The following is a 20,885-nucleotide window of genomic DNA, read 5'->3' on the forward strand; positions in this document are numbered from 1 at the left end:
ACATGAACAAGACTCTGCGCGCGAGCACCGCGTTCCCCGCGCGATGGCTCTGCATCGCCACGCTCATCGTCATGGCGTGCATGTCCGCGCGCGCGGAACCGAGCGGCGCGCGCGTCGTCGCCGGTTCCGGCTCGGTGACGAGCGCGGGCGCCAGCACGATCATTCAGCAGAATAGCGGCCGCCTCGCCATCGACTGGAATTCGTTCAGCACGCGCCCTGGCGAAGCGGTCACGTTCAATCAGCCGGGCGCGAATTCGATCGCGCTGAACCGCGTCGTCGGACCGCGCCCGACGGCCTTCTTCGGCAAGCTCGACGCGAACGGCCAAGTGTTCATCGTCAATCCGAACGGCGTGATCTTCGGGCCGGGCGCGCAGGTGAACGTCGGTGGATTGCTGGCATCGACGCTCAATCTGTCGACAAGCGATTTCATGAGCGGCCACTACACCTTTTCGGGCGACGGGCGCTGGCATCGGCATCATCATCACGAGGACGGCGCGGCGGTCGTCAATCTCGGCACGCTCACGAGCGCGCCCGGCGGTTATGTCGCGCTGATCGGCGCGCGCGCGATCAACGCCGGCACGATCGACTCGCCCGGCGGTTTCGCGGCGCTCGCGGCGGGCGAGCGCATCGCGGTCACGCTCGGCGATCACAGCATGATCGGCTTGTCGGTGGAGCGCGGCGCGTTGCGTGCGCTCGCCGCCAATCACGGTCTGATTCAGGCCGATGGCGGTCAGGCCTGGCTCGTCGCGAGCGCCGAGGACGCGCTCCTCGCCAATGTCGTGAACAACACGGGCGTCATCCGCGCGAGAAGCGCCGTGAACCAGAACGGCGTGATCCGCCTCATCGCGGACAAAGGCGTCGTGCAGGCCGGCGGCACGCTCGACGCATCCGCGCCGGATGGCGGCAACGGCGGCGCCATCGAAACGGCGGGCACGCAGGTGCGCGTCGCGCCGGACGCGCAGGTCACGACGGCGGCGGCATCGGGACAAACCGGAACGTGGCGCATTGCAAGCGACTTCGCCGCGCTCGTCGGCGGCGGCGATGCATTCGGACAGCGCTTCGGCACGATTCAGGGCGCGACGCTTTCGCGCGTGCTCGAATCGACCAATGTGTCGATCAGCGCCGCGTCGCCGGCGGGCTTTGCGGCGTTCGGCCTCGTGCTGATCGACGGCCCGGTCGCGTGGAGCGGCGTCAACACGCTTTCGCTCGCGGCGCAGAGCGCTATCCGCGTCGACGCGTCGATCAGCGCGCCGCGCGGCACGCTCGCGATGACGACCGCCGGCACCGCGACACAACAGGCGCCCATCCAGGCGGCCAATGTCGCCCTGCAAGGCGGCGCGGGCGCGTACCGGCTGACGAACGCGGGCAATCGCATCGGCACGCTGGCGGCGAACGCCGGTTCCGTCGACATCGCCGATAGCGCGCCGCTCACGATCGGCCGCGTCGCGGGTTTGTCGGGCGTTTCGGCGAGCGGCGCGGTCACGCTCACGGCGCCCGCGCTCACGCTCGCCGCCCCCATTGCGAGCCGCGCGAGCGGCACGGCGATCACGCTCGCCGCGACGACCTTCGTGAACCGCGCGGGAGCGAACGCGCTTTCCGCGCCGAACGGCCGCTGGCTCGTCTACTCCGACGCGCCCGAGGCCGACGCCTTCGGCGGACTGCAAAGCGGCAATCTCGCGCTCTGGGGCGATGCCTACACCGGCGGCGCCGATGCGCGCGCGGCATCGGCATCGGGCAACCGGTTCGCGTTCAATGCGCGGCAGCAGGTCACGTTGACGGCGATCAACATCGACGTGCCGTTCGAGACGCCGCGCACGCTCGGTCCGAACGACGTGACGATCGCGCTGCGCTACAACGGCGCGAACTACGGCAACGCATTCGCCGACAGCCCGGCGAACCACGAGCCGTTCGTCTTCACGGTGACGAGCACCGGCGCGACGCCGGGCGCGGCGATCGGCACGTACGCGATCACGGTCACGGCGACGGGCGGCCCGACCGGCTACACGATCACGACGCAAGGCGGCACGCTGCGCATCGCGGGCACGCCGCCGCCTGCGCCGCCGTCCGTCCCCGTACAGCCGGTGATGCCGCAAGAACCGGAAACGCCCGTCACGACCGTCGCGGCGCTGCCCGGCATTCTCGATTCCGTGCGTACCGACGCGGCCAATCCCGCGCCGCTCTACAACGCGACGCCGGGCCGTCAGCCGGAGTCCGCGCCGCTCGTGCAGCAGCGCACCGATTCGACGAGCGACGGCAGCCGTCTGCCGGACGACGCATGGCCCGGTCACGTATGCCGCATGTGAGGCCCAGGCGCGTGCGACGCTTCGGGCCCCGCGAACGACGCCACAGCGTCGCGTCGCGCCGGCTCGCCGTGCTCATCGCGACGCTCGTCGCGGCGACGGCGCGCGACATGCGCGAAACGCACGCCCAGACGCTGCCGAACGCGGGCAGCATCCTGCGCGAACAGCAGCAGCAAGCGCCCGCGCCCGTCCCGCCTTCCGATCTGCGTCTGAACGTGACGCCCGCGCCCGAACCGCCGCCCGTCTCCGGCGAAACAGGAGGCATCCGCTTCGAAGTGAAAGGTTTCGCGTTCACCGGCAACACGCTTTTCCCGACGGCGGAACTGCTCGACGCCGTGCGGCCGTTCATCGGTGCGGGGCGTTCGCTCGACGATCTCGAAAGCGCCGCCGATCGCGTGAGCGCGTTCTATCGGCGGCACGGCTATCTGGTCGCGCGCGCCTTTGTGCCGCCGCAGCAGATCGATGACGGCATCGTGCGTATCGCGGTGAGCGAGGGACGTTACGGTCGCATCGACATCGACAACCAGTCGCGCACGCGCGACCCCGTCATCGCGCGATTTTTCGGCGCGCTCAAACCGGGCGACGTGATCGACGAGCGCGCCCTCACCCGCGCCACGTTGCTCGCGCAGGACGCGGCCGGCACGACGGGCGCGAACGCGACGATCTCGCCGGGCCTTCTTCCCGGCACCTCCGACATGACGCTCGCCGTGCCGACCGCGCGGCCCGTCTCCGGCAGCGTGCAGGCCGACAACTACGGCCAGACGACGACCGGCACCGCGCGTCTCATCGGCGCGCTGCAATGGAACAATCCGCTCGGCATCGGCGATCAGTTGGGCGCGCGGCTGCTCGGCTCGATCACCGGGCAGTTCTACGGCAACATCGGCTACACGGTGCCGGTCGGCGGCAGCGGGTTCGCGTGGGGCGTCGGCTACACGCGCTCGACGTATTCGGTCGGCGGTCAGTTCGACGAACTCGACGCCTACGGCAGCGCCAATGCCTTCTCGACGTTCCTGAGCTACGCGCTGCTGCGCTCGCCGTCGGCGAACGTATTCGCGACGCTCGGCTACGACCACAAGCTGCTGTCGGATCATCTCGGCGCGTTCGATTCCGTCAGCGACAAGACGAGCGATGTCGGCCGGCTCGGGCTCTCGGGCAATCTGACGCTCGAAAAGAGCATCACGACGTTCGACACGGCTATCCAGCAAGGCAACCTGCGCTATAAGACGCCGCAGCCGGAACAGATCGCCGCGCAGATCGCCGGTGCGTTCACGAAGTTCGTGTTCGCCGTGACGCACACGCAGGTGATCGGCGATCAGGCCAACGGCACGCAGCTCTACCTTTCGCTCAACGGCCAGGCGACTTCGCGCAATCTCGATTCGTCCGAGCAGATCTCGCTCGGCGGCCCGTATGCCGTGCGCGCCTATGCGACCGGCGACGCGCCCGTCGCCGAAGCGTATATCGCGACCATCGAACTACGGCAGACGATCAGGCAATCGCTCGTGCCGGTGCTCGTGACGCTATCGGGCTTCATCGATACCGCCGACGGGAAGATCGTCGCGCATCCGGTCGCGCCGGGCAGCGATCACGTCCGGCTTTCCGGGCTGGGCGTCGGCGCGACGTTCGCCGCGCCGCACGACTTTCTGCTGTCGATGTCGTACGCGCACACGCTCGGCTACGTGCCTTCGACGCTCGGCACCGGACACGCGAACCGCTTCTGGATCGCGCTCACGAAGTCCTTCTGAGACCGAACATGACGCGCGCCCGACACCTTCTTCTCTTCCTCTTCCTGGCGATGACCGCGCGCGCGGCGTGCGCCGAAGCGGTCGCGACGATCACCGCGCTCGTCGGCAATGTCGCGATTCAATCGGCGGGCGGCGCGCAACGCGTGGCGGCGGTCGGCGGCGACATCGACAACGGCGACACCGTGCAGACCGGCGTCGGCTCTGAAATCGTGATGATCTTCACCGACAAGCAGCGCGTGTATCTGAAGCCCGGCTCGGTGTTTCGCGTCGACGATTTTCATTACGCGGCGAACGCGCCGCAGGAAGACCGCAGCTTTCTGTCGCTCGTGAAAGGCGGATTGCGCGCGCTCGACGGGCTCGTCGCGAAGGAAGGCAAGCCGGAGAACTATCGCGTGAAGACGCCGACGTCGACCATCGGCATACGCGGCACCGAATATTCCGTCACCGATTGCGCGAATCTCGAACCGGGCGCGAACGCGGATTGCAAGGGCGATCAGATCGTCGTCTACGATGGTCAGATCGTCGTCATCAATCAGGTCGACAGGCAGATCGTGCGCGCGGGCGAAGGCGTGATCGTCGTGAGTCCGCGGCTGCCGTTCGGCGTGCTGCCGGCATCGCGCGTGACGCCGGTGGTGCCGTCGGCGGCGTGCCGTTAGCGAGCCCACGATGAGCGAAAACACGAGCCGCGATACGGACGTCATGCGCGCAGCGCAGTTGCACGCGGCGCTCATGTCTTTCGGCGTCGATGCGCACGCGCGCGTGCTGGCGGCGCGGCTCGTCGTCGCGAACGGACAGATCCGGGCCGCGCAATGAGGGTGCGAGAACCGCTCGCGTTCACGTTCAAACGCTCGGGCGCGCGCTGGGCGCTCGGGCTCGCGATCGTCGTCGCGCTCGCGGGACATGCGCTGTCGCGCTATGACATCCGCTTCATCGATTCGCTCGACGCGATGATCTACGACGCGAAAGTGCGTCTCTTCATGCCGCGCACGACGGACGCGCGCATCGCGATTCTCGATATCGACGAGAAAAGCCTCGCCGAACTGGGCCGCTGGCCGTGGGATCGCGCGCGCATGGCGGCGCTCGTCGATACGCTGTTTTCGCGCGAGCGCATCGCGGTGCTCGGCTTCGACATGGTGTTCGCGGAAGCCGACGCGAGTTCGGGCCTTGCCGTGCTCGACGAACTCGCGCGCGGCCCGCTCGCCGAGGACGCCGCGTACCGCAAGACGCTCGATGCGCTTGCTCCGCGCCTCGATTACGACCGCCGTTTCGCCGATGCCCTTGCCGGTCATCCCGTCGTGCTCGGCTTTTACTTTTCGAATCGCGATGCATCGAGCGGCGCGATTCCATCGCCCTTGATGAGCGCGCGCGCGTTCGGCACGCATCCGCTCATGCTCTTCGACTGGACGAGCTACGGCGGCAATCTGCCCGCGCTGCAACAGGCGGCGAAGCGCGCCGGATACTTCAATCCCGTGATCGATTTCGACGGCTCCGTGCGCCGCGTGCCGCTCATCGCGGCCTATCGCGACGGCGTGTACGGCGCGCTGTCGCTCGACGTGATCCGCGCGCTGTTCGGCGACGCCGCGGTGACGCCGGTCTTCGACGACGCAACCGATCCCGCCGCGCCGCTCGCGGGACTCGCGCTCACGACGCCGCGCGGCACGCGCACGATTCCTGTCGATGAAAACGGCGCGGCGCTCGTGCCCTATCGCGGCCCGACCGGCAGCTTCCCGTATTACTCCATCGCCGACGTGCTCGGAGAGCGCATTCCCGCCAACGCGCTCGCGGGCAAGATCGCGCTCGTCGGCACGACGGCGCCGGGCCTGATGGATCAGCGCACGACGCCCGTCGGCGAGGTTTATCCGGGCGTCGAGGTGAACGCGAATCTGATCGGCGGCATGCTCGACGATACGATCCGCTTCGAACCCCCGTTCGCGTCGGCGTTGCAGGCGTCGATGCTTGCGCTCATCGGACTCGCGATGATCTTCCTCTGGCCGTGGCACATGCCCGCGCGCGCGACGATCTTCACCGCGATGTTGCTCGCGCTCGTCGTCGCGGCGGATCTCTTCGCGTTCGCGCGGCTTCGCTGGTCGATTCCTGTGGCGTCGCCGCTGCTCGCCGCGCTCGCGCTCTACGTGCTCAACATGTCGTACGGCTACTTCGTCGAGGCGCGCGCGAAACGCCATTTCACCGCGCTGTTCGGGCAATACGTGCCGCCCGAGCTCGTCGAGGAAATGAGCCGTCATCCGGAGGACTACAGCATGGCCGGGCGGCGCGCCGAGTTGACCGTGCTGTTCTGCGACGTGCTCGGCTTCACGGCCATCGCGGAGACGCTGGAGCCGGAAGCGCTCGCGCGTCTGATGAACGAGTATCTCGGCACGATGACCGAAGTGATCCGCGCGCATCGCGGCACGCTCGACAAGTACATCGGCGATGCGATCATGGGTTTCTGGGGTGCGCCCGTCGACGATCCGGATCACGCGCGCAACGCCGTCGCGGCGGCGCTCGGCATGCGCGCGGCGCTCGTCGAGCTGAACCGCACGCTCACGGCGCGCGGCTGGCCGACGCTGTGGATCGGCATCGGCATCAATACGGGGCCGATGACCGTCGGCGACATGGGCTCGCACGTGCGCCGCGCCTACACCGTGATGGGCGATGCCGTGAATGTCGCGGCGCGGCTCGAAGGCCTCACGCGGCGCTTCGATATCGACATCATCGTGGGCGAAGCGACGCGCGAACGGGTGACGGATATCGCGTTCCGCGAGATCGATCGCGTGCGCGTGAAAGGACGCGTCGCGCCGATTGCGGTGTTCGAGCCGCAGCCCGCGCACGAACACGGCGATGCGCTCACGCGCTGGCACGCGGCGCTCGCGCACTATCGCGCGCGCGAGTGGGACGAAGCGCAAACGCTACTCGCGACGCTCGCGGCGCAGTATCCTGAGCGACAGGTGTACGCGATGTATCGCAGGCGCATCGATGCGCTGCGCGGCATTGCGTTGCCCGAGGACTGGGATTGCGTAAGCGAATTCGACACGAAATGAATCATCATGAACGTTCGGGTACTCGGCTGTAGCGGCGCGATCAGGCGCGGCGGCGACGATGCGGGCGATCGCGGCGGCACGACGGCGCTGCTCGTCGACGGCGACATCATGATCGATGCCGGCACGGGCGTCGCCGTGCTCACCGACGACGAACTCGCGCGTATCGATCATGTGTTTCTCACGCACTCGCATCTGGATCACATTGCGTATCTGCCGCTCATGATCGATGCCGTAGGCGACGCGCGCGATAGGCCGCTCGTCGTTCACGCGAGCCGCGCGACGCTCGACATACTTCAGGCGCACATCTTCAACAATCTGATCTGGCCGGACTTCACGCGCATTCCTTCGCCCGATGCGCCGGGCGTGCGCTTCGAAGCGCTGGAGGTCGGCGAATGCTTCATGCTGAACGGGCGCACCGTGACGGCATTGCCCGCGCGGCATACGGTGCCGTCGATGGGGCTGGCGGTGTCGAACGCAACGGCGTGCATCGCGTTCAGCGGCGATACGACGAGCAATCCCGAGTTCTGGGCCGCCGTGTGCGCGTTGCCGGGACTGCGCCATGTGATCGTCGAGACCGCGTATCCGGATGCGCAGATCGCGTTGGCGCGTGCGGCGCATCACTATTGCCCGAAGCTCATCGCCGATGATCTGCGTGGCCGCGCGATGAAAGCCGAATTGCTGATTTCGCATCTGAAACCGCCGCACGGCGCGCAGATTCTGGAAGAACTGCGCGCCGCGTTGCCCGATGTGTCGCTGCGTGCGTTGCGCGCGGGCGAAGTGCTGACGTTGTGATGTTCAACGCGAACCCGCTGCCGCACGACGCTCGATGCTGATCGGCGTGACGTTCGCCGGCGCCGATGTAACCGCGGCCGGCAGCAACTCGCCTCGCACGATCGCCCGCACCGTTCCCGCGATCATGAGACCGATCACCACGTTGGCCACGACGAACGCAGCCGGTGCGATCCACGTCATCGGGCCGGTGGCGCCGCGTTCGAGCATGCGAATAGCCATCGTCGGCAATGCTGCGGCACCGAAGCTGAAGGCCCAGTACGAAGGCGTGAACGCGCGTTGGCGAATCCAGGGCACGAGGCGCGCGAGCATCAGCGCCTGATAGAGACCGTAGCCGAGCAGCATGTATGCGAACGTATCGGGTACGCCGTGCGTGATCGCGAGATACGACACGCCTCCGACGACCGGCGGCGCAAGCTGGATGCCGAGCGTAGGGCGCAATGCTTCGGGCAGCGGTTCATGCACGGCGGCGCGATGCAGCATGATCGATTCGATCGCGAGCCACGAGAACACGCCCGCGCCGAACAGCAACATGCCGATTTGCGTGAAACCGAGCCCGGCCGCCGCCGTCGCCGCGACGAAGCTGGGCGCGACCGTCGGAAGGTAGATGGCGGGCGTCGTCAGCTCGGGCTTGCGGCCGCCCTGCCAGAACCGGCCATGCAGATACGCGCCGAGCGCGAGCGAACTCGCGACGCCGATCGCGAAGAGCGCGATCGCGAGCGGCCGCGAATAAGGCTGCACGGCTTGTGCGACGAGCATCGCCGATACCGGCACGAGCGCCGCGAACGAAGACTGCACCGGATGACGCATTTCCGCGATGGCCGCATCGCGCTGGACGAGCCACTTGCGCCCGTATGCGACGAGCACCGCGATCCAGACGACGAGCGCGCCCGCCGTCAGCCATGCGGGCACCGCATCGGGAATCGCCCACACGCGAGCCGCCGCGCGCCATGCGCCCGCGAGCGCGAGCCCGCCGACCGCGATGCCGAAGAACGCAGCCGGCATCGGCGCGCGATTGTTCGTACCATTGTTGCTGTTCATTGCCCTTCTCCTTGATTTGCGTCGTTGGAGAAAGGTTAGTGGCGGCGGCCTTCCGCGCGAATGCCGCAGCGTCTCATTGCGCTGCGCGCGCGTCTCAATCAGTCGCCGCCGCGCAGCTTCACCGCGATTTCGTGCCAGTCCTCTACCGCGTGTTTCAGCTCGCGGCACAGTCTCGGATCGAGCGCATCGAGACGCGACCACAGACGATCGAGCGTCTTCTCACGGGCTTCGTACACGGCGACCGCCGCGACTCTGCTCGCGCCCGACAGACGCGCCTCGGCATCGGCGCATTCCATGTAGAGATGCGCGAGATGCGGATCGGCAAGTTCGACGGGACGCAGGTGAACGGCAGTGAAGCGTGACTTCATGGTGGTTTCCCCGGCTCTTCTTGTTATCGGCGCGCGCTTTCGCATCGCGGTTGCGCGACAGTATGAAGGGCCGGGAAATGCGCCGACAAGCTAAAACGCGTGCGTTCTGTGCGCTATGAAGCGATAGACGTGTTCGGCGTCGCTCACTTCGCGACGAACGCATCGATATGCCGCGCGAGCTCGCTCGGATACTGGAACATCAGCGCGTGTCCCGCGTCGCTGACCACATCGAGCGTCGCGCGCGGAATCATCTGTTCGAGACGGCGCGCGTTGGTATCGGCAAGCACATCGTCGTTCGCGCCCGCGATGAAAAGAACACGCGACGCGCCAACGGCAGCGGGGAATAATAGGCGGCGAATTGCGCGCGTTCAACAAGAGCTTAAGAACAAGGAGTTAAAGCAGATGAATCGATTCTTCCGCTTGTGCCTTCTTCCCGCCGCTGCATTCGCGCTCGTCGCGTGCAGCACGCCTGTCGAGTTTTCGGCGAGCGCGAATCCGCCTTCATGGAATAACGACGGCGATGCCGATTTCAGCGGCATGGACAACGCGATGTCCGCATGCAAGGGCGCCGCGAAAAGAGCCGGCGCGGGCCGTTGCACGCAGGTGCGCGCCTACGAGGCGTGCATGAAGGACAAGGGCTACATCACCGTGCTCGGGCCGGAGAATCCGCCGAACTGCGGCCAGCCCGATTGGGAACAGGACGTACGAAAGTGGCTCGAATAAAGCGCTATTTGCGGTTCGCCATGCGCATGAAGAGCACATACAGCAACGCGCCCGCCACCGCGCCGATCAGCCAGCCGAGATTGTTCGGCGGCAAGAGCTTGAAGAACTGCGTCGACAGTTCCCAGCCGACCGAGATCACGCCCGATACGATCAGCGCCGCGAGCCCGACCTTGTTCCATCCGCCGTCGTAATAGAAGCGTCCGCCGGGCTGCATCGAATACAGTTCGGCGGTCCTCACCTGCTGGCGCTTCACGAGGTAATAGTCGGACATCATCACGCCGTACATCGGCGCGAGCACGGCGCCGAACACGGACACGAAGATCGTGATCGCCTTCGGGCTGTCGACGAAGATCCACGGACACACGAGCACCGCGAGTATCGACGCGATCAGGCCGCCCTTCTTGAAGTCCACATGCTTCGGAAACAGATTGGCGATGTCGTACGCGGGCGACACGAAGTTCGCGACGATATTGATGCCCATCGTCGCGATGACGAACGTGACGCTGCCGATCGCCACCCACACCTTGTTCTCGATGCGCGATACGATTTCGACCGGGTCCATGATCATCGTGCCGAACACTTTCTCGCTGCCCGCCGTGACGATCACCGTGATGATTGCAAACGCAACGAAGTTGAACGGCAGCCCGAGGAAGTTGCCGATCTTCATCTGCCGCTCGCTTTTCGCGAAGCGCGAGAAGTCGCCGAAATTCAGCAGCAGCGCGGCGAAATAGCTCACGACGAGCAGGATCGCGTTGATCATCGCGTGAAGTTGCTCGTCGCCGGTCAGCACCTTGCCCGAGAGCGTGAGATTCAGGCTGCCGAGACCCGCGCGATAGAGAATCCATCCCATCAGCACGAACATCACGACATACACGGCCGGCCCGCAAAAATCGATGAACTTGCGGATGATCTCCATGCCGCGCTGAAAGATGACGAGCTGCAGCAGCCACATGAAGAGGAAGCTGACCCAGCCGAGCATGTCGAGCCTGAGAAAGCTCGTATCGCGCCACGCGGCGACAGACGGCACGAAAAGCAGCAGCAAGGTCGCGACGGCCTTCGACGCGAAATACGTCTGCACGCCGTACCACACGATGCCGACCACGCCGCGAATCAGCGCGGCGAGATTCGCGCCCATCACGCCCATCGAGACGCGCGCCATCACCGGGAAAGGAATGCCGTGTCTCAAGCTCGGCTTGCCGACCCAGTTCATCAGCACATACACGATGAGAATGCCGATGGTCAGCGCGAGCAGCACCTGCCAGCCCGAGATGCCGAGCAGAAAGAGACTCGCGGCGAAGGTGTAGCCGCCGACGCTGTGCACGTCCGACATCCACATCGCGAAGATGCTGTAGCCGTTCCAGGTGCGCTTCGCGCGCGGCACGGGCGCGAGGTCGTGGTTGTAGAGGCGCTCGTCGGCGTTGACGATTTCGGCATCGGCACCGAGCGCGGCGGCGTCGGCGGCGGAGGTTGCGTGGGATGCGGCCATCATGTCCTCCAGTGCCTTCGGCGGGCTCGAGTTATGAACCTAGATTAATGCATCAAAAAGCGAAAATGAAACGGCGTGCGCGTTGCGTTGCGACGCATTAAAGTCGTCCGTGCGCCTGCCGTTATGCTGGCCATGAGAAAAAAACGCCTTCACTCCCGGGATATGAACAACGCCTTCGCCGCCGCAGCCGAGGCGCTCGCGCTCTTCTGCCGGCTACGTAACGTCGATGCCGCCGACCTGAGCGCGTGCGAAGTCGATGTCTTCCTCAATCTCGCATTCGAGGAAGCCGCGCAGCAAGCAGCCGCACGCATCGAGGCGCGCCGGACAGGCTGAAGCGTGCGGACCTTCGCTACGGGTGCGGATCTTGCTCGTCCACAAAGGATGGCCAGCGATCGCGCCGCGGAGGTTCCATGTCGAAGATTCTCGGCCCTGTGCTGGGCCCGCAGGTGAGAAGCGTCGCGCGTCATCCGTTCGGCTTTGCGATGCGCACGTTCAAGGCTTTTCGCGCCAATCAGGGCCTGCTGCTCGCGGGCGCGGTCGCGTATTACGCGCTGCTTTCCATCGTCCCGCTGCTGATCCTGATCGTGATCGTGCTGTCGAAATTCGTCGGGCAACAGCAATTGCTCGACACGCTCGCGCATCTGCTCGAATGGCTCGTGCCGGGCCAGGCGCACGCCGTCGTGGGCGAGCTCGCGAATTTTCTTGCGCATCGCGCGGTGCTCGGCTGGCTGCTGCTCGTCACGATGATCTTCTTCAGTTCGCTTGCCTTCACGGTGCTCGAGAACGCGATGTCGGTGATCTTCGTGCATCGCGTCGCGGTCAGGCGGCGGCATTTTCTGCTCTCGGCGCTCCTGCCTTACTGCTACATCCTGTTTCTCGGCGTCGGCATGCTGATCGTCACGCTCGTGTCGAACGGCCTTCAGGCGATGGGCAGCAACAGCGTCGACCTGCTCGGCGTCGAGGTGTCGCTCAGGGGCGTGTCGCGGCTTTTGCTGTATCTGCTCGGCGTCGCGGGCGAGATCTTCGTGCTGACGTCGATCTATCTCGTGATGCCTGTCGGCCGGCCTTCGCTGCGGCTCGCGCTGCTCGGCAGCGTGACGGCCGCCGTGCTCTGGGAAATCACGCGGCATGTGCTCGTCTGGTACTTCGCGACGCTCTCGCAAGTGAGCGTCGTTTACGGATCGCTGACGACGTCGATCGTCGTGCTCTTCAGCCTCGAAGCGCTCGCGACGCTGCTTCTATTCGGCGCGCAGGTCATCTCCGAATTCGAGCGCTTCGGCTCCGAGGCCGATGCGCCGCCGCAGCCCTTCACCACCGGTTGAACGCGCCGCAGCATGTCTTCGCGACGCGCGTGCGCTACAGTGATGCGCCCTCATTCCAGCGCCGCCGATGTCGACACCCACACGCTCGCACGGCACGCGCATCGCGCTCTTCACCGTCGTCGCGATGATCGCGTTCGCCGGCAACTCGCTGCTGTGCCGCCTCGCGCTCAGGGGCGCGCGCATCGACGCGGCGAGTTTCACGCTCGTACGCGTCGCGTCGGCGGCGCTCGTGCTGTGGATCATCCTGCTCGCGCGCGGCGCGCCCGGCGACGACACGCGACGCGCCGGAAGCTGGGTATCGGCATTCGCGCTGATCGTGTATGCGGCGGCGTTCTCCTTCGCGTACGTTCGGCTCGCGGCGGGCACCGGCGCGCTGCTGCTCTTCGGCGCGGTGCAGGCGACGATGATCGGCTACGGCATCGCGACCGGCGAGCGTCTCGCCGCGGCGCAATGGCTCGGCCTGCTGCTCGCGCTCGCCGGTCTCGTGTGGCTCGTGCTGCCGGGACTCGCGGCGCCCGATCCCGCGTCGTCCGCACTGATGATCGCGGCGGGCATCGGTTGGGGCGTCTATTCATTGCGCGGACGGGGCCAGTCCGATCCCGTCGCCGCGACGGCCGGCAATTTCCTGCGCGCGCTGCCGTTCGCGATCGCGGTGTCGGCGCTCGCGCTCGCGTTTGCGGGTACGGACGCGGATGTCTCAGGCCTGGCCTACGCGATGACCTCGGGTGCGTTGACCTCGGGGCTCGGCTATGTCGTCTGGTACGCGGCGTTGAAAGGATTGAAGCCCGCGACGGCGGCCACGGTGCAACTGAGCGTGCCGCTCATCACGGCGGCGGGCGGCGTGCTGCTGCTCGGCGAAACGCTGACGATGCGGCTCGCGGCCAGCGCGGTCGCAATTCTCGGCGGCATCGCGCTCGTCGTGTCGTCGAAGCCCCGATGACGAACTGTGGCGCGCGTTCCACACGCAAACGGCTGCCATGCGCGTATGTGCGGCACCTCACATACGCGCGGGAACTTCCTCTGAAGAATGATGCATGCACCGCACTTCAAATCGGGGCAGGAACGGGAAATGCTGACGTAATGGCCGAAGTTGCTTCGCCGTCGCGACACGCAATGAGGTGAAATCGCCGTGCAACGGTGCGCCGGACCGCGCCACGGCAGGCGCGCCGCGCATCGGGCGCAATGATCCGCAGCGTCGTTCCAACGCCTCCTCGCCGCCCCTGATTGTGGCGATATGTGGCGCGAGTTACATTGTTTGGCAAAAAAGGGCCGGCGGCAGATGCTGAACCGGCAACCGGCTGTTACGTCCGACGAAGCCGCATCGCGTTTGATTGTTCATATGATGGGACGCGCGAGGTGAAGCATCGGGCCGGACGCGCGCTGTAAGTCCGCGTTGGTCCGCTGTCTGACGAATAGGTTCTGGAGAGCGCTGTCATGCCTCAGCACGCAAAGCTACCCGAAGAGAGCATCGCGGAACGCGCAAGTCCTGCGAATGATCCCACTGTCACTCACTTGCCCGAGACTGCAATCGATTACGACGACGAACCCGGCCCCATGCGCGCGCCGCTGCGCTTCGGGCGTCTCGCGCTGTGGATGGCGTCGGCGAGCGCGCTTGGCATCGGCGTGCTCGGCACGGTCGCGTACGGCATGTGGTTCAACCACGATCAGCGCGTCTATGCCGAGGCGATGGCGAGCGCGCGCCGCACGCTCGGCATCGATCAGCCGGTGATTACCGCGCAGACGCAATCGGGCGGCGCCGTCGAAACGCCCTTGACCGCCGCGCCCGGCAGCGCGATTCCGTACTCGTCGAACGACGGTCCGACGGCCGCGCCCATCGACACGGCATCGCTCGCGGACAACGCACCCACCGCCGATCCCGCCGACGAAACCACCGTCGCCAACGCTGGCGCTGACGGCTCGGGCGCGGCCGCCGCCGCGGCGCTCGCGACGGCGTCCGCGCAACCTTTGGCGCAACAGGCGCAACGCCGCGGCACGCCGTCCGCGACGCAGCGTGCGGCCGTCGATCGGAGCAATCGCGCCGATCAGTACGCGCAGGCACGCAGGCATCAGGCGCGCGCGAACGCAAGGCAGCAGTCCGAAGGCGGACTGTTCGCGCGCGTGGGCGCGTTCTTCCATCGAGTGAGCTATCGACACAATGTTCCGACCCGTCAGCGAGAGGAGTATTCACGTCCCTGAGGAGACGCTGGCGAGCCGTGCGCGGCACGCGATCATGCGCTTGCGCCTGCGCGTGCCCGGCCCCGCGCCGCTCGCTGGCGCGGCCTTGCTGTGTCTGCTGATCGGGCTGCTGTTCCTGGCGTTGCAGGTGCGCGCGATCTTTTCGGCGCAACTGCAGCAGGAGTACGTCGGGCTCGTGCTCGAAGCGGTCGAGCGCGCCGATACCGCCCGCGCGACCGCGCTTTCCCTGCAGAACACGCCCGCGAGCGATACGCAGCGCCAGGCTGCGTATCGCGAGGCGCGCATCGAATTGGCCGGGCGGCTCGCGGCGCTGCACGCGCTGGTGTCGTCGAGTCCGATGTCGGCGCCGTCGCTGCCTTCCGCCGTGCTCTCGCCTTCCGCCGCGCTCGGCGAGGCCAGCTCCGCGCTCGATTCGGCCTACGCCTGGTGGCGCGCGGAGCGCGATCGCACGAGCGCGGACGTGCGCGAGCGCATCCTGAGCGTGTCGCATACGCTGATCGCGTTGTCGGCGATCGTATTCGGCGTGCTCATCACCGCGCTCGGCATGTATGCAAAACGCAATCGGCAACTTCTCGGGATTTCGAATGAATTCGAGCAGGCGTCGCTGCACGATCCGATGACGGGCCTGCCCAACCGGCGCAAGCTCTTCGCGGCGCTGGAAGAAGCGGCGAATGCGCTCGCGAGCGGCGCGCGCGGGGCGTCGCGCATCGCGGTGCTGTATATCGATCTCGATGGCTTCAAGCGCGTCAACGACACGCACGGCCACCGCATCGGCGATGAGTTTCTGATTGCGGTGTCGCGGCGTTTTCGTCAGGCGGTGCGCGGCGGCGATCTGGTCGCGCGTATCGGCGGCGACGAATTCGCGTTGCTCGTGCGCGAGTTTTCGAGCGATGGCGAGCTCGCGGTGATCGCGCAGAGAATCATCGCGTGCGTCGCGGAAACCGACGCGCAGATGGGCTTGTCGATCGTGCGCGCGAGCGTCGGCATCGCGAGTTTTCCGGATCGTGTCGACGATTACTGGCGGCTCGTCGCCGCTGCCGACGACACGATGTACACCGTCAAGCGCAACGGCAAGAACGGCTACGCGTTCGCGTCGGCGCCGTCCGCCTGACGCTCGTTCCTACGCGGCGGCGCGCAGGTCTTCTTCGCCGCCCAGCGCCTCGGTCAGCGCCGACAGCATGCGCGCGAGTTCGCCTGTCATCAGGATGAAGTCGGATTCGAAGCGCTCGTCGTCGTTCGACGCGGTCGGATCGGCGGCTTCCTTGATGACGTCGAGCGCGCTCACGCGCTTCAATGTGAGCGATGGCGTCAGCACGTACGACACGCGATCGTCCCACGTCATCGCAAGACGCATGCACTGCTTGCCCGCTTCGATATGGCGGCGCATGTCTTCCGTTTCGAGCGCGTGACCGACGTAGCGGACGGTCGCGTTGCCTTCGCCGGTCGAGCGCAGTTCCGTATCGCGATCGAGCGTGAAGCCCGCGGGCGCGTCGCCGGAAAGCAGCCATTCGGTCATCGCCGAAACGGGCGAGCGCGCCGTGCGGACGCTCGCGAGCGGCAGATCGGTGACGGACTTCACCAGCAAGCCGATGATGTCGTCGCACAGCGTCGCCGACGACGAATCGATCGCGAGCCAGCCGTTCACCGGATCGATCCACACGCGCGTATCGCGGCGGATGCTGAAGGCGCGCGGCAGGAGTTCGTCGGTGATCTGTTCCTTGAGCTCTTTCATCTGCTTGCGGCCGGGTTTGAAGCCCTGCTGCTCTTCGAGCTCGGCGGCGCGTTCCTTCACGAACTGCGTGACGACGGATGCGGGCAGCAGCTTCTTTTCCGCGCGATAGACGATGAGCATCTGACGGTTCGCCGTGTAGACGAGATCATCGTCGCCGCGCGGCGAGACCCAGCCGCGCCGCTCGTTCTCGATGCTCGACGCCGCGGTGAACGCGAGCGGCGCGAGCCATTGCTGCATCTGCTGCGGCGTGACGGACCAGTGTGCGGGAAGACGGTGAAGCTGAAGATTCTTGAACCACATGGCGCAGGATTTCGATGTAGTCGGAAAGGGGCGCCATTCTATACGAGTGCGCGTCAGTCGTTCGCGCGCCATTTTTGCGGCACGATCCGCCATTGCAGATTCACGCCCGCCGCGGCGAGCAGGATCAGCGCCGCGCCGGCCACTTGCAGCCACGCGAGCCGTTGCCCGAACGCGAGCCAGTCGACGACGATCGCCACCACCGGATAGATGAACGACAGCGCGCCCGTCGTCGCGGTCGGCAGCTTCTGGATCGCGCCGTACAGCAACACGTACATCAGTCCCGTGTTGACGACGCCGAGCACGACGAGATCGGTCCAGCCGCCGATCGTCGCGGGCGTCGCATCGAAGCGCGCGAACGGCGCGAGCATCGCGATGCCGAACAACACATGCAGCATCGCGATCAGATGCGGCGGCGTGCCCGCGAGGCGCTTCGTGACGATCGACGATATCGCGTACAGAAAAGCCGCGCCGAGCGCATACGCAATGCCTTCGAGATACTGCCCCGGCATCGCGAGCACGGACGGCTCGACCCGCACCACCATCACAAGGCCGATGAACGCGACGCCGAGCCACGCGATCGTCGATACCGACACGCGCTCGCGCAACACGAGCGCGCCCAACGCGACCAGCATGAAGGGCTGCGTGTTGTAAACGGTCGTCGCCATCGAGATCGACGCGCGCGAATACGCGGCGAAAAGCAACAGCCAGTTGCCGACGATCGCCACGCTGCCGAGCGCGACGAGACCGATCATGCGCCACGAGAAATAGCGCCTCTTCAAGAAGCCGAGCGCCGCGCACACGGCGATGAGCGTCGCGCCTCCGAACACGCAGCGGAAGAACACCACGTTCCAGGGCGTCTGCCCCGACGACACCACGAGCCAGCCGATCGTGCCCGACATCAGCATCGCGAGCGACATCTCGATCGCGCCGCGACGCAGTTCATTCGCACGCGATGCGCCGCCAAGCCGCGCATCGATTCTTTCGCTATTCATTTCGCGCCCGTCATGCAAGTTTCGATGGCTTCAAGTCTATCGATGCGCATCGCTCGAAACCATGCCTAAAATTAGGCTCACGCATCTTTCGACCTTTGAATTGAAGGCCATCATGGGAAAACACCTGAGCAACCCGCCGCAAGCGGGCATCGACGCAATCGATCGCGAACTCATCGCCGTGCTTGCGAGCGATGGACGCATCGCCGTGAGCGAGCTTGCGAAGCGCGTCGGCCTGTCGGCGCCGAGCACCGCCGAGCGCATGCGGCGGCTCGAGACGCAAGGCGTGATTCGCGGCTTCACCGTCGATATCGATCCGCGCGCGCTCGGCTACACGCTGCAGGCGATCGTGCGCGTGCAGCCGCTGCCGGGGCAATTGCATCTTGTCGAAGAAGCGATAAGGCGCATTCCCGAGTTCGTCGAATGCGACAAGGTGACGGGCGACGATTGCTTCGTATGCCGCCTCTATCTGCGCTCGATCGAGCATCTCGACGACATCCTTTCGCGCGTCACCGAGCGCGCCGCGACGAGCACGGCCATCATCAAGGCAACGCCGATCGAAAGACGCCTGCCGCCGCTCGGCTGATCGCTGCGCGTTTTTACCTGCAGAAGAACGGGGTTACACTTGAGTCGCCTGAAACCGCATCACAGCTATGCGCGCGAGGAGCGAACATGAGTGACTTCGACGCCAACCGCACCTTCCGCGGACTTCCGCTGACACCCGAGCAAGATGCCGAAGTGCGGCATTACATCAAGAAGAAAAAGCAGCGCGACGAGCCGTGGGACACGCCGGAACTCGAGGCGATGCTGCAGGACATGCTGGAGCCGCCAGGCGACGAAGACGGCCCCGCCGACGACGAAACCGACGAGGAAACGCGTTCGGCGGCAGAGCGCGCGTCCGCGTTCATCGACGAAGGCATGGACCCGATCGAGAACAGCGAGGAATGGCACGCCGCAATGGAGGCCGAAGCGATGAAAGGGCCACGACGCTAAGGCGTTTCTCGCGCCGCGCAAAAAAGAAAGCGCCGGTCGATGCCGGCGCTTCATCCCTCCACTTCGCGCTTCACACTTCGCGCTTCACACTTCGCAATTCACTGCACGTTCAATGCCTGTGCCGCCAGTCGCGCGGCGGATGCGTATCCAGCCAACGCGCTTTCGGAGTATGGATATGCGGATGCCGGTGATGCATCACGATAACCACCGCGACGCATAGCACCAGGACGAGTCCCGCCATCAGGCTGATCATTGGCTCGGCCATCGCTACCTCCTTTCTTCGACAGGCGATGCCTGTATTTTAGGCGCTGTTTCGCGCGACGAATCACGCCCCGCGCGCACATGCTTCGCATGAAAGCAGCTAAGTCATCGAAAGCATGACGTGTTCCCATGTCCTATAGTGCTTTAGCACGTTTGGTTTGAAGATCCACGAAATCAACCGGGAGACGCAGATGGCGACGTGGAAACCCGATCCGAGCTTCTATCCTTCCCCGCGGCTCGCAGCGAAAGCGCCGCGCGAAACGCTGGCTTATGTCGCGACGTTCGATCCCGAGCGCAAGTCGCCGGACAAGATCGCCGTCGTCGATGTCGATCCGGATTCGCCGGACTATACGAAGATCGTCGGCGAAATCGCGATGCCCGATGTCGGCGACGAGTTGCATCACTTCGGTTGGAACGCATGCTCGTCGTGCCTGTGCCCGAATGCGCCGCATCCGCACATGGAGCGGCGCTATCTCGTCGTGCCGGGGCTGCGTTCATCGCGCGTGCATATCATCGACACGAAGCCCGATCCGAAGAAGCCGGTGATCGTGAAGACGATCGAGCCCGCGGAACTCGCGGAAAAGACCGGCTATACGCGGCCGCATACCGTGCATTGCGGGCCGGGTGGCATCTATATCACCGCGCTCGGCAACGCCGAAGGCAAGGCGCCCGGCGGCGTGCTGATGCTCGATCAGCAGAGCTTCGATCCGCTCGGCCGATGGGAAGTCGATCGCGGACCGCAACAGCTCGCGTACGACGGCTGGTGGCATCTCGGCTACGACACGATGGTCACGAGCGAATGGGGCACGCCCGACACCTTCGAGGAAGGCCTCGTGCCCGATCTGCTGCTCGGCGCGAAGTACGGGCGCAAGCTGCATTTCTGGGACTTCACGAAGCGCAAGCACATTCAGGAGATCGATTTCGGCGACGAATATCAGCTCGTCTTCGAACTGCGTCCCGCGCACGATCCGACCAAGGCATATGGTTTCGTGAACTGCGTGATCAGTCTGAAGGATCTGTCGTCGTCGATCTGGACCTGGTATCGCGACAAGGACAAGTGGGCGGTGAAAAAGATCATCGACATTCCCGCCGAACCCGCCGATGCCGACAAGCTGCCGCCGTTATTGAAGGGCTTCAATGCGGTGCCGCCGCTCGTCTCCGATATCGATCTGTCGATGGACGACCGCTTTCTGTACGTGTCGTGCTGGGGCACCGGCGACATGCTGCAATACGACGTCTCCGATCCCTTCGCGCCGAAACTGACGGGCAAGGTGCGTATCGGCGGCGTGGTCGCGCGCGCGACGCATCCGGGCGCGAAGAACGGCGCGCTGAATGGCGGCCCGCAGATGGTCGAAGTGAGCCGCGACGGCCGCCGCGTCTACTTCACGAATTCGCTGTACGGCGCGGTCGATGCGCAGTTCTATCCCGAAGGCATCGACGGCTGGATGGTGAAGCTCGATGCCGATCCCAACGGCGGCCTCGCCGTCGACGACAAGTTTTTCATCGACTGGCCCAAGGGACATCGGCCGCATCAGATCCGGCTGCAAGGGGGCGATTGCTCGTCGGATTCGTACTGCTATCCCTGATCCGCCGCGAGACACTTCG

The 20,885-nt window shown here is 65.8% G+C and carries 22 protein-coding genes; 15 read left to right on the top strand and 7 right to left on the bottom strand.

The window, feature by feature from the left end; genetic code table 11:
• Positions 1–2 precede the first annotated feature (2 nt).
• The 6 genes from LDZ23_RS07205 to LDZ23_RS07230 are packed head-to-tail and all read left to right on the top strand — an operon-like array spanning position 3 to position 7,872.
• The gene (locus LDZ23_RS07205; RefSeq protein ID WP_244808091.1) at positions 3–2,303 is read left to right on the top strand and encodes a two-partner secretion domain-containing protein; all 2,301 of its coding nucleotides are present in this window, start codon (positions 3–5) and stop codon (positions 2,301–2,303) included.
• A complete protein-coding gene (locus LDZ23_RS07210; RefSeq protein ID WP_244808092.1) occupies positions 2,276–4,042 on the top strand; it encodes a ShlB/FhaC/HecB family hemolysin secretion/activation protein in 1,767 nt (588 codons plus the stop codon). The genes LDZ23_RS07205 and LDZ23_RS07210 overlap by 28 nt, the downstream gene beginning before the upstream one ends.
• 8 nt (positions 4,043–4,050) lie before the next feature.
• A complete protein-coding gene (locus LDZ23_RS07215; protein WP_034474212.1) occupies positions 4,051–4,698 on the top strand; it encodes a FecR family protein in 648 nt (215 codons plus the stop codon).
• 10 nt (positions 4,699–4,708) lie between these two features.
• Complete coding sequence (locus LDZ23_RS07220) at positions 4,709–4,855, top strand: hypothetical protein (RefSeq protein ID WP_160172931.1); 147 nt, start codon at positions 4,709–4,711, stop codon at positions 4,853–4,855.
• On the top strand, positions 4,852–7,080 hold the full coding sequence (locus LDZ23_RS07225; RefSeq protein ID WP_034474208.1) for a CHASE2 domain-containing protein: 2,229 nt from the start codon (positions 4,852–4,854) through the stop codon (positions 7,078–7,080). The genes LDZ23_RS07220 and LDZ23_RS07225 overlap by 4 nt, the downstream gene beginning before the upstream one ends.
• Positions 7,081–7,086: 6 nt before the next feature.
• Positions 7,087–7,872 (top strand): 3',5'-cyclic-nucleotide phosphodiesterase, encoded by a 786-nt coding sequence (locus tag LDZ23_RS07230; RefSeq protein ID WP_034474206.1) that lies wholly within the window; start codon positions 7,087–7,089, stop codon positions 7,870–7,872.
• Between the two features lie 3 nt (positions 7,873–7,875).
• On the opposite strand, the gene tehA is transcribed toward LDZ23_RS07230, so the two are convergent.
• The 3 genes from tehA to LDZ23_RS07245 all read right to left on the bottom strand — a co-directional run bounded on the left by tehA (position 7,876) and on the right by LDZ23_RS07245 (position 9,565).
• Positions 7,876–8,910 carry a dicarboxylate transporter/tellurite-resistance protein TehA gene (gene tehA / locus LDZ23_RS07235; RefSeq protein ID WP_034474204.1) on the bottom strand — a complete coding sequence of 345 codons (1,035 nt, stop codon included), beginning with the start codon at positions 8,908–8,910 and terminating at the stop codon, positions 7,876–7,878.
• Positions 8,911–9,008: 98 nt separating this feature from the next.
• Complete coding sequence (locus LDZ23_RS07240; protein ID WP_008349582.1) at positions 9,009–9,278, bottom strand: hypothetical protein; 270 nt, start codon at positions 9,276–9,278, stop codon at positions 9,009–9,011.
• Positions 9,279–9,421: 143 nt separating this feature from the next.
• Positions 9,422–9,565 (bottom strand): alpha/beta fold hydrolase, encoded by a 144-nt coding sequence (locus LDZ23_RS07245; protein ID WP_241484924.1) that lies wholly within the window; start codon positions 9,563–9,565, stop codon positions 9,422–9,424.
• A 115-nt stretch (positions 9,566–9,680) separates the two neighbouring features.
• Between LDZ23_RS07245 and LDZ23_RS07250 the strand changes: the two genes are divergently transcribed.
• Positions 9,681–10,001, top strand: coding sequence for a hypothetical protein (locus LDZ23_RS07250; RefSeq protein ID WP_034474202.1), 321 nt, complete (start codon positions 9,681–9,683; stop codon positions 9,999–10,001).
• A gap of 4 nt (positions 10,002–10,005) precedes the next feature.
• On the opposite strand, the gene LDZ23_RS07255 is transcribed toward LDZ23_RS07250, so the two are convergent.
• The gene (locus tag LDZ23_RS07255; protein WP_033537166.1) at positions 10,006–11,487 is read right to left on the bottom strand and encodes an NCS1 family nucleobase:cation symporter-1; all 1,482 of its coding nucleotides are present in this window, start codon (positions 11,485–11,487) and stop codon (positions 10,006–10,008) included.
• Positions 11,488–11,649: 162 nt separating this feature from the next.
• Here LDZ23_RS07255 and LDZ23_RS07260 point away from each other — a divergent pair, with 162 nt between their 5' ends.
• The 5 genes from LDZ23_RS07260 (at position 11,650) to LDZ23_RS07280 (ending at position 16,116) form a co-directional block, all read left to right on the top strand.
• Entirely contained in the window at positions 11,650–11,820 is a 171-nt protein-coding gene (locus tag LDZ23_RS07260) for a hypothetical protein (protein ID WP_160172930.1), read from the top strand.
• 77 nt (positions 11,821–11,897) lie between these two features.
• Positions 11,898–12,809, top strand: coding sequence for a YihY/virulence factor BrkB family protein (locus LDZ23_RS07265; protein ID WP_008349578.1), 912 nt, complete (start codon positions 11,898–11,900; stop codon positions 12,807–12,809).
• 67 nt (positions 12,810–12,876) lie between these two features.
• Positions 12,877–13,749 (top strand): DMT family transporter, encoded by an 873-nt coding sequence (locus LDZ23_RS07270; protein ID WP_034474200.1) that lies wholly within the window; start codon positions 12,877–12,879, stop codon positions 13,747–13,749.
• Between the two features lie 494 nt (positions 13,750–14,243).
• The gene (locus LDZ23_RS07275) at positions 14,244–15,005 is read left to right on the top strand and encodes a hypothetical protein (RefSeq protein ID WP_034474198.1); all 762 of its coding nucleotides are present in this window, start codon (positions 14,244–14,246) and stop codon (positions 15,003–15,005) included.
• Positions 15,006–15,039: 34 nt separating this feature from the next.
• Complete coding sequence (locus LDZ23_RS07280; RefSeq protein WP_034474195.1) at positions 15,040–16,116, top strand: GGDEF domain-containing protein; 1,077 nt, start codon at positions 15,040–15,042, stop codon at positions 16,114–16,116.
• 9 nt (positions 16,117–16,125) lie between these two features.
• Here LDZ23_RS07280 and LDZ23_RS07285 read toward each other — a convergent pair whose 3' ends face one another.
• Both LDZ23_RS07285 and LDZ23_RS07290 read right to left on the bottom strand, forming a co-directional pair.
• The gene (locus tag LDZ23_RS07285; protein WP_033537178.1) at positions 16,126–17,037 is read right to left on the bottom strand and encodes a recombination-associated protein RdgC; all 912 of its coding nucleotides are present in this window, start codon (positions 17,035–17,037) and stop codon (positions 16,126–16,128) included.
• A gap of 53 nt (positions 17,038–17,090) precedes the next feature.
• On the bottom strand, positions 17,091–18,029 hold the full coding sequence (locus tag LDZ23_RS07290; protein WP_034474193.1) for a DMT family transporter: 939 nt from the start codon (positions 18,027–18,029) through the stop codon (positions 17,091–17,093).
• Between the two features lie 112 nt (positions 18,030–18,141).
• Between LDZ23_RS07290 and LDZ23_RS07295 the strand changes: the two genes are divergently transcribed.
• Complete coding sequence (locus LDZ23_RS07295; protein ID WP_008349572.1) at positions 18,142–18,612, top strand: Lrp/AsnC family transcriptional regulator; 471 nt, start codon at positions 18,142–18,144, stop codon at positions 18,610–18,612.
• A gap of 86 nt (positions 18,613–18,698) precedes the next feature.
• Positions 18,699–19,019, top strand: a complete 321-nt coding sequence (locus LDZ23_RS07300) for a hypothetical protein (protein ID WP_008349571.1) — start codon at positions 18,699–18,701, stop codon at positions 19,017–19,019.
• Positions 19,020–19,128: 109 nt separating this feature from the next.
• Here LDZ23_RS07300 and LDZ23_RS07305 read toward each other — a convergent pair whose 3' ends face one another.
• Complete coding sequence (locus LDZ23_RS07305; RefSeq protein ID WP_167354197.1) at positions 19,129–19,284, bottom strand: hypothetical protein; 156 nt, start codon at positions 19,282–19,284, stop codon at positions 19,129–19,131.
• 187 nt (positions 19,285–19,471) lie between these two features.
• On the opposite strand from LDZ23_RS07305, the gene LDZ23_RS07310 reads away from it, so the two are divergent.
• Positions 19,472–20,866, top strand: coding sequence for a selenium-binding family protein (locus LDZ23_RS07310; protein ID WP_034474191.1), 1,395 nt, complete (start codon positions 19,472–19,474; stop codon positions 20,864–20,866).
• The last annotated feature ends 19 nt before the right edge of the window (positions 20,867–20,885 follow it).

The sequence above is a fragment of the Caballeronia zhejiangensis genome, assembly GCF_022879815.1.
In the GTDB taxonomy this organism is placed as follows: Bacteria; Pseudomonadota; Gammaproteobacteria; order Burkholderiales; family Burkholderiaceae; genus Caballeronia; species Caballeronia zhejiangensis.

Bases quoted from the DNA above. Each gene is read 5' to 3' on its own strand.
- LDZ23_RS07205 (WP_244808091.1), top strand. From the start codon at position 3: ATGAACAAGACTCTGCGCGCGAGCACCGCGTTCCCCGCGCGATGGCTC.
- LDZ23_RS07210 (WP_244808092.1), top strand. From the start codon at position 2,276: ATGGCCCGGTCACGTATGCCGCATGTGAGGCCCAGGCGCGTGCGACGC.
- LDZ23_RS07215 (WP_034474212.1), top strand. From the start codon at position 4,051: ATGACGCGCGCCCGACACCTTCTTCTCTTCCTCTTCCTGGCGATGACC.
- LDZ23_RS07220 (WP_160172931.1), top strand. From the start codon at position 4,709: ATGAGCGAAAACACGAGCCGCGATACGGACGTCATGCGCGCAGCGCAG.
- LDZ23_RS07225 (WP_034474208.1), top strand. From the start codon at position 4,852: ATGAGGGTGCGAGAACCGCTCGCGTTCACGTTCAAACGCTCGGGCGCG.
- LDZ23_RS07230 (WP_034474206.1), top strand. From the start codon at position 7,087: ATGAACGTTCGGGTACTCGGCTGTAGCGGCGCGATCAGGCGCGGCGGC.
- tehA (WP_034474204.1), bottom strand. From the start codon at position 8,910: ATGAACAGCAACAATGGTACGAACAATCGCGCGCCGATGCCGGCTGCG.
- LDZ23_RS07240 (WP_008349582.1), bottom strand. From the start codon at position 9,278: ATGAAGTCACGCTTCACTGCCGTTCACCTGCGTCCCGTCGAACTTGCC.
- LDZ23_RS07250 (WP_034474202.1), top strand. From the start codon at position 9,681: ATGAATCGATTCTTCCGCTTGTGCCTTCTTCCCGCCGCTGCATTCGCG.
- LDZ23_RS07255 (WP_033537166.1), bottom strand. From the start codon at position 11,487: ATGGCCGCATCCCACGCAACCTCCGCCGCCGACGCCGCCGCGCTCGGT.
- LDZ23_RS07260 (WP_160172930.1), top strand. From the start codon at position 11,650: ATGAACAACGCCTTCGCCGCCGCAGCCGAGGCGCTCGCGCTCTTCTGC.
- LDZ23_RS07265 (WP_008349578.1), top strand. From the start codon at position 11,898: ATGTCGAAGATTCTCGGCCCTGTGCTGGGCCCGCAGGTGAGAAGCGTC.
- LDZ23_RS07270 (WP_034474200.1), top strand. From the start codon at position 12,877: ATGTCGACACCCACACGCTCGCACGGCACGCGCATCGCGCTCTTCACC.
- LDZ23_RS07275 (WP_034474198.1), top strand. From the start codon at position 14,244: ATGCCTCAGCACGCAAAGCTACCCGAAGAGAGCATCGCGGAACGCGCA.
- LDZ23_RS07280 (WP_034474195.1), top strand. From the start codon at position 15,040: ATGCGCTTGCGCCTGCGCGTGCCCGGCCCCGCGCCGCTCGCTGGCGCG.
- LDZ23_RS07285 (WP_033537178.1), bottom strand. From the start codon at position 17,037: ATGTGGTTCAAGAATCTTCAGCTTCACCGTCTTCCCGCACACTGGTCC.
- LDZ23_RS07290 (WP_034474193.1), bottom strand. From the start codon at position 18,029: ATGAATAGCGAAAGAATCGATGCGCGGCTTGGCGGCGCATCGCGTGCG.
- LDZ23_RS07295 (WP_008349572.1), top strand. From the start codon at position 18,142: ATGGGAAAACACCTGAGCAACCCGCCGCAAGCGGGCATCGACGCAATC.
- LDZ23_RS07300 (WP_008349571.1), top strand. From the start codon at position 18,699: ATGAGTGACTTCGACGCCAACCGCACCTTCCGCGGACTTCCGCTGACA.
- LDZ23_RS07305 (WP_167354197.1), bottom strand. From the start codon at position 19,284: ATGGCCGAGCCAATGATCAGCCTGATGGCGGGACTCGTCCTGGTGCTA.
- LDZ23_RS07310 (WP_034474191.1), top strand. From the start codon at position 19,472: ATGGCGACGTGGAAACCCGATCCGAGCTTCTATCCTTCCCCGCGGCTC.